Source organism: Mycobacterium sp. shizuoka-1, from assembly GCF_002723835.1.
Lineage (GTDB): Bacteria > Actinomycetota > Actinomycetes > Mycobacteriales > Mycobacteriaceae > Mycobacterium.
On record NZ_BEWG01000136.1, the window covers coordinates 26250 to 32779 of the forward strand.

General features: G+C 66.0%; 9 protein-coding genes. 2 read left to right on the forward strand and 7 right to left on the reverse strand.

Annotated elements, in window-relative coordinates; translation table 11 throughout:
* Positions 1-17: 17 nt before the first annotated feature.
* Together MSZK_RS30930 and MSZK_RS30935 are read right to left on the reverse strand one after the other, a co-directional pair.
* Positions 18-404: a DUF2510 domain-containing protein gene (locus tag MSZK_RS30930; RefSeq protein ID WP_099252331.1), complete on the reverse strand. Its 387-nt coding sequence runs from the start codon at positions 402-404 to the stop codon at positions 18-20.
* A gap of 2 nt (positions 405-406) precedes the next feature.
* A complete protein-coding gene (locus MSZK_RS30935) occupies positions 407-697 on the reverse strand; it encodes a hypothetical protein (protein WP_099252332.1) in 291 nt (96 codons plus the stop codon).
* Between the two features lie 131 nt (positions 698-828).
* On the opposite strand from MSZK_RS30935, the gene MSZK_RS30940 reads away from it, so the two are divergent.
* A complete protein-coding gene (locus MSZK_RS30940) occupies positions 829-1224 on the forward strand; it encodes a hypothetical protein (RefSeq protein ID WP_099252333.1) in 396 nt (131 codons plus the stop codon).
* 53 nt (positions 1225-1277) lie between these two features.
* Here the strand turns inward: MSZK_RS30940 and MSZK_RS30945 are convergent, their stop codons facing one another.
* The 5 genes from MSZK_RS30945 to MSZK_RS30965 form a co-directional block, all read right to left on the reverse strand.
* Complete coding sequence (locus MSZK_RS30945; RefSeq protein WP_142390045.1) at positions 1278-1895, reverse strand: hypothetical protein; 618 nt, start codon at positions 1893-1895, stop codon at positions 1278-1280.
* Positions 1896-2021: 126 nt separating this feature from the next.
* Positions 2022-2960, reverse strand: a complete 939-nt coding sequence (locus MSZK_RS30950; protein WP_233211613.1) for a hypothetical protein — start codon at positions 2958-2960, stop codon at positions 2022-2024.
* A 383-nt stretch (positions 2961-3343) separates the two neighbouring features.
* Positions 3344-3802 (reverse strand): hypothetical protein, encoded by a 459-nt coding sequence (locus MSZK_RS30955; protein ID WP_142390046.1) that lies wholly within the window; start codon positions 3800-3802, stop codon positions 3344-3346.
* Between the two features lie 350 nt (positions 3803-4152).
* Entirely contained in the window at positions 4153-4620 is a 468-nt protein-coding gene (locus tag MSZK_RS30960; protein WP_099252337.1) for a hypothetical protein, read from the reverse strand.
* Entirely contained in the window at positions 4617-5543 is a 927-nt protein-coding gene (locus tag MSZK_RS30965; RefSeq protein ID WP_142390047.1) for a hypothetical protein, read from the reverse strand. The genes MSZK_RS30960 and MSZK_RS30965 overlap by 4 nt, the downstream gene beginning before the upstream one ends.
* A gap of 131 nt (positions 5544-5674) precedes the next feature.
* On the opposite strand from MSZK_RS30965, the gene MSZK_RS30975 reads away from it, so the two are divergent.
* Complete coding sequence (locus tag MSZK_RS30975) at positions 5675-5938, forward strand: hypothetical protein (RefSeq protein ID WP_142390048.1); 264 nt, start codon at positions 5675-5677, stop codon at positions 5936-5938.
* Positions 5939-6530 lie beyond the last annotated feature (592 nt).

Genomic DNA, 6530 nt, shown 5'->3' on the forward strand with positions numbered 1-6530 from the left:
TGGTGAGTACCGGGTGATCACCGGTTTTCCGTCGCCGCAACCGGAAGAAAGTCCCCGAAGACACCCCGCTCATCGCCGGCCAACGCCCACGCATTCTGGCGATCGGCGTCAGCGGCCAGCCGTGCGCGGCGGCGCCGAACCCACCGCCACCCGGCCACGACGGTGACAGCGACTGCCGCCACCGGCACCAGCCACTCCCACTGCCAGATCATGCACGCGACCCAGAACACGATCAGCGTCGTCCACGCCGGGTGCCGTTGACACCAGTCGCGATGCGGCGCGACCGCCAGCGGCACCGCGGCCACCGGAGCGGTAGCGACTGCGGACGTCCACTGCCGGCCGTCCCAAAATCGATACGCCGCAGCTGCGGTCGGTTCGGGATACCAGCCCGCCAACACGACCATCGTCAGGCCACCGCGGGGGCCAGGCCGCCGTCACCGGCGGCCAGCAGCAGCAACAGCCGGTCCCGAGCGTCATCATCGCCAGGGTCGTCATGCAGCTCGTCGCACGCGATCTTCACCAGCCGCCGCCACGACGCACGAGACACCACACCGACGTGCGCGCCGACACCGTTGGAGGACGCCGTCGGCACCCGACCCAGCAGCTGTCGCAACCGGCCCGCAGCCGCCGCGTCATCCGGGTCGCAGTACAGGTCATCGCACGCCTCCTGAATCCGCAGCCGTGTCCGCTTCGCCATGCGACTCACTCCCCTCGTCAAAGTTTAATTTGACTCTATTCCAATTTTTTATGTAGTCAAGTCAATTTTCGATGGGAGGTTCTATGGCTGCGGTCCCTCCTGGTCTCCAATCTCGGCCGTATGATCCGGAAGTGGCGTTTCACGAATTGCCAGCTGACGAGGCCCATGCCGAGCGTGGCCACATCGCTGCCGCGGCGCTGGATAAGGCCCGCCTGGTTGCCGCCCAGCGACTCATCGATGGTCCAGCCAGTGGTGACGATGACGCCGCGTCGATCGTCTCCGTGTTATCCGCCCGCGACACCAACGATCCGCGCTACGAGCGGCTTTCGTACTTCGAGAAGCACTGGGCACTGCTGACCCTGAGCCTTGTGGCCGGCGTCGTCGTCGATCCCTCCCCCGCCGTGAAGGACGCTTTCGAGCGCGGGGCATCCGTTGCCGAACTCGCCGCCGCCCTGGGCATCACCGATAACGGTGTCTACAAGCGCTACGCACATATCGTGGTCCGCCGACCGCGGAAGCGCGCCTGAACTCAATCTCCAGCCGAGGGACGCGCTATCGGCGATAGCGGGGCTTCGGAGTCCTATCCGGGTGCTGCTACTTGGTCTGCATGGTTGCGGTGTAGTGGTTCGGCTGCGGCAGCGCTGTAGTGCAGTGTGGCGGCTAGGTCGGCGTCGGAAAGTCCCGCGAGGTCGCTGATGTGCAGCGCCGGTAGTTCCTCGGCGAGTGCATCGACTACGGCGGGTTCGTCATCGACGAACAGGGCGGCCATCTGTCTCTTGGGGAGAGCAGTAGCGGTGGTGAAGAAGTGCTCGGCTTTGCAGGCCTCCGCGGCGCCGGCACCACGACGCAGAAAGATATTGGTGGGCTGCAACGGCAGATGCGTACGCGTCCATGAGCGAATCGATGGGCGGTGATCCACGAACGTTTTGGGCGGGGTCGGTTGAACCGCTCGCACCGCGGCCGGCCTGGTCGTGGAGATCGAGTAGCGCCACCGGATTCGGCGCAGCGCTGCGACCAGCTCAACGCCTTCGACGATGGGGGCGGCCTCGGCCGTGTGCGCCAAGAATCGACTCCAGCGATCCCTGCCTGAGGTACCTAACTCGAAGGCAAACGGCTCCATGTCGATCAGCAGGCCGTCGAAGTCCAGTAGGACTTGGAACCGGTCGCAGACCCGTGCATTCGTCATCGCAGCGACCACGCTAACCGCCGCCACGGGGGTCGCGTAGGTGGTCTGTCGATCGGTCCGGTGAGCGGTCGCACCGGACGCCACGGACCGTGCGGGCGGGTGATTTTCCGGGCATTTCTGGGCGCGTGGGTGTTCATCTCAGATTCCCGGTTTCTTCGATCGATGCAGTCGGAAGTACTCCATAGCGGCGGCCCGGTGGCTGGCGCTGGCCGGCACCGAGATCGGTTCTGGGCTGGTGTCGTGCACTGGTGAGGGCAGAACGGATACGGCCCCACTCGGTGTCGCGCTGCTGTCCAGGCTGGCGGCGGTCACGCCGCCTCGGGGCGCCCCGCAGGGGCGCACCGGCAGTCGTCGTAGCCGGGATGCCAGGAACGGTCCCGGGCGCTCGATACGGTCCGGCCACGACCAGCCGCGAGTGCGCATGTCGGCGTCGAGAGCGTCGGTGATTGCCCGTGCAGTCCAGGTGTCCAAGTCGAGACCGGAGCGGGTCAGTGCGTCGCAGATGTGCCCCGTATGCACGTGGGACAGACCACGGCTGCGGGCCATGACGCCGGCGGCGAGCTGCTGTACGTGCAGCGGCCTCGGCGCGTAGCGCCGGGCTCGCTGCGGTTGTTTCTTGGAGGGATCTTTCGTTTTCGGCGCGCGCTTGCGCGTGCTTGGTGAGGTGTTACCAACGAGAGAAGACCGCCTATCCCTACGGGATGGCGGTAGGTGGAAAACAGCGCGGTTATCCACAGGCACCCGGCGGCTCACCAGATGCCACACCGAGGGCCGGCGCGCTGATTGTGGCGCCGCCGCCGAGCCGGTTCCGCGATGCACCTCGACGGCGAAACCCGCTTCGCGGAGCACGGCGCGCACGGTGCTGACGGTGCGCGCCGTGCAGCCCGCGGTCTTAGCGACGACGGTGTTGGTGACGGCGCAGTGTCGTCCGGTGCTGTGATCGGCGTGAGCGGCCAGAGCCGCGGCCACGCGCAGCAGCAGTGACGCGCGCACCTTGCGCGCACACGCCGCACGGCCGACCTCGGTGTCGGCCCACGCGCCCAGCTCGTCGAGCCAGCCCGCACGACTGGTCCACATCGGAGTTGTGGCCGGCGCGCACCCAGCGCGCACGATCCACTCACGCCGCGCACGCCGCGCCTGAGTCCGTTCCGCAGCTCGTGCAGCACGAACCGCGCGGGACGAAAATTGAATGTCACGATTTGCGCGCCCCGGTGTACCTGATACAGGACATGCGCTACCGTGAGACCTGTCCGTCAAGACATGTCCCTTCGGGGAATGGGGTGCCAGCCCCACCCGAGCCGAGCTACCAACTCGACTCGATAACTTGAGATCGACCCCGAAGCCCCTGGTTCCCGCCGGGGGCTTCGAAAATTTCTGGACTATCTCAAAGCCTGGTGGTGCTACCTCGCACCCGAGCTATTCAGATGTGTGAAGACCGCACCAATAGGTGCGAAGAATCGTCACATCGCCAGCTGCAACCTCCCGTCGTCGAAGACGGGGGAAGCGGGGGCTTCCCCGAGGATCAGGCGAGCAATATGAGGCCGGCGGGCCAGATCAGGCCGTCCGATCACAGCTGCCGCCAAGTCGCCAAGCAGCGTCGTTCGCCTGGCGCCGATCTGGGCCACGATCTGCTCCAGGCCCACGCAGACGGGCGCAGGAAGTCTGGACGCGATTGTCAGACACCCCGGCAAGGCCCGCGGGCCCTCATCGCCGCCTAGTGGCCATTCGGCGGGTGGGTTGATGTCGAAGCGAACAGACTCGATGAGATCCGCGCGGCCGACCAGGCCGGCCGCGGCGTCGGCCAAGAGTGTGGAGCGCTCGACGCCAGTTTCAGCCGACAGCTTGTCGATGCCATCGCGCACGCCCGCCACCACCGGAGCGATGACAAGGACCCGCGATCCCTTGTGCCGTTGACCCATACCGCACACTCAAACCTTAGAAACTGTATTAGTCACGCGCGACACGCTCTAACTTCTGGGTTGCTTTTCCGAACATCGACACGCCGTCTGACCTGCCAATGAAGCCATCACCTTGACAAGGTGGGTACGCTGACCGTGCAGCGGAGCGATAAGGGCAGCGTAAATCCCTTGACGGAGAGCGTGCTTGTAAGCATTAACGCAGGTAATCATGTGTGTGAGCAGTCATTCCAGCATGTGTGAAATCACCCGTGAGGGTAAGTACACGCATGGTTACATATGTGTGTACGTGTGTGTGTAAATACACACATTGCAGGTTTGAGTCGTGTCGTATGGAGCGCGTCATTGGACGCTTAAATGGGGTGTGATTCGGCGGCTGAGTGGATGGCAGTCCCGACGGCCTGGGCGAGGCCACAAGGGCTGCGATCGCCTGACTGCCCCCACGAGATAGCCGACAACCCGAGTCCGATTCTTGGCGGGCAGCTGCGCGCGTAGGGAGCACGTTGGTCGACGGCTTCCCAGCGCGCGACCGTGACGGCCCACCCACCCACTTCATCACCGCGAGGACAGAACAAGCCGCTACCGAGACCCTGGGTGTTCTCGTAGGCCTCGACAACCAACCCGCCTTCCAATGGCGCGCGGAATTGGAGAGTCCGCGGTGGGCCGGGGAGGTCTACGTAGTCGCGGTCGTAATCGTAGTCGTAGTCGACGATGATCGGGGTGATACCGAACGCGGCGTGAAGCGCGTGCAGGTGCGCGGAGTAGGCCACCTCGATGCGCGCGACGTGCGCGGGGTCGAGTATCGGCCGTGCGGTGTTCACACTGCCTTCTGGCGCTCGTCATGGAGATAACGCCCGAGAGCGTCCATGTAGTACACGGCGTTTTCCAGGGCAGTGGCAGCGTCGGAGCTGCGCAGCCCGAGGACGGCTTCGGCTGCATAGGTGTGTGCGAGCTGTGCCCGGTATTCGGGGGCGCCAGCGGTATCCAGATTGCCGACCGGAATGCCGCGCACGTCTGCGCGGGCGGCGCGCTCTCGATCGAGCAGGGTGCTGTGTTCGGCCTCCAGTTGATCCCACAATGGGTGCAGCTGGTGGTCGATTCGACGCGGGTTGTGTTCCGGGTGAGCGTTGATCTGATCGAGGATGCGACGGCACGTTCCGGCATGCGTTACCGCCCCGCCTGAAATTGAGTCGGCATGTTCGACAGCTCTGTAGGTGCACCCGATTGCCCGCTCGCGCTGCTTACTCTCCTCGTTGGCTACGGCGCGCATCTTCGCGAGCAGGTCAGGATCGACCTGCAAGGTCGATCGAGTGGCGGTGTCGCCACGCAGAAGTGGCACAGTGCCCAGAAGCTCAGGATGAGGGTGCGCGCTCGGGTCAATCACGGGCACGAACGGGACGTTGCCGGCGCCGCGGGGGGCGCTGAATTGTGTCGATGCGAGCGCAGTGAGTGCGCCGCCGACTGCGGCTGCGTACTCAACAATTACGCGCGCCGGATCGAACAGGCCTTCCCAGCGAGACGATGCCGGATGCAGCCAGGGCAGCTCGACGTTGGCGGGAAGGATGGTGCCGGCTGGCATCCATCCGCGTCCCCGGTCGGTCGTGACCACGATCAGCTTGCGCCCGCCGGCGACCACGGTTCCCCCAGCCCAGTTCACGTGAGGAAAGCCGCCAGTGGACTCAATGAGGACACGGACTGCGGCCAGGTCCTCGTCGAAAGTGTGCGCGGGACCAGACGGCGCCACGGGGGCGAGGAAAGCAGGCGCGATTACCGGATCCTGCGCACTACCGAGCGGTACAAGAGGAGCCGCGGCCCCACCACGGTCGGCTGTAGTCGGGCCATCCGGTTGTCCCTGCTGCGTTGACTGTGACGGTGATGCCGCTGCATTTTGTGGCGGAGTCGCCGATGTCGACGGCGAGCTGCCCGGGTGGGCTGGCTGCGGCGGTGTCGGAGCGACTGGTCCGGGGCCGGGCGCCGCTGGAGCATGCACACCGGGCGCAGGCGGAGGAGGAACCGCCGCAGCAGGAGGGGGCGGGGCCAGTGAGCTTCCCGGCGATACCGGAGACAACGGGGCAGCCGGCGCCGGTGGCGGCACGGGTGGCGGGGCCGGAACCGCACCTGCCGCTGCCGACGCGATAGGGCTGGCTGCCGCGCTCACCGGAGGTAGCGCAGAACTTGGCGCACCGCCGGCCGCAGCCGCCGACGACACCACACCCGACATCGGAGCAACCCCAGCAGCGGGTGAACTCGTAGCAGGCTGCGCGGTGGTTGTTCCACTAGATGCTGGTGCGTTACTTGAAGGCGTTGCTGCAGCGTCCGGCGCGGTCGATTGCGCCGGTCCTGAAGTCGGCGATCCCGTAGTCGACGGGGATGCCGACGAGGAACCACCCGCCGAAGAGGATGCGGGCGCAAGCGATTCGCCCGACTGACTTGGGGAGCCGCTTCCAACTGCAGTAGGCGATCCGCTCGCTCCACCGGATGCGGCGCTTGTCGGTGTCGAAGGCCCGGTAGCTGACGGCGACGACGGTGGCATCCCCCCGGGACTCGTCGATGCCGCGGGGACAGCCGATGCGGCGCCGGGCGCAGCGTCAATTCCTGTGGTGTTACTGGCTGGGGTGGCTGCCGCGGTGCCCGGGGCATTGTCGACGCCGGTTGCATTGGTCAGGCCCTGATCGTTGGAAGCGCCAGCGCCAGGTGCGTTATCGATTCCTGTGGTGTTACTGGCTGGGGT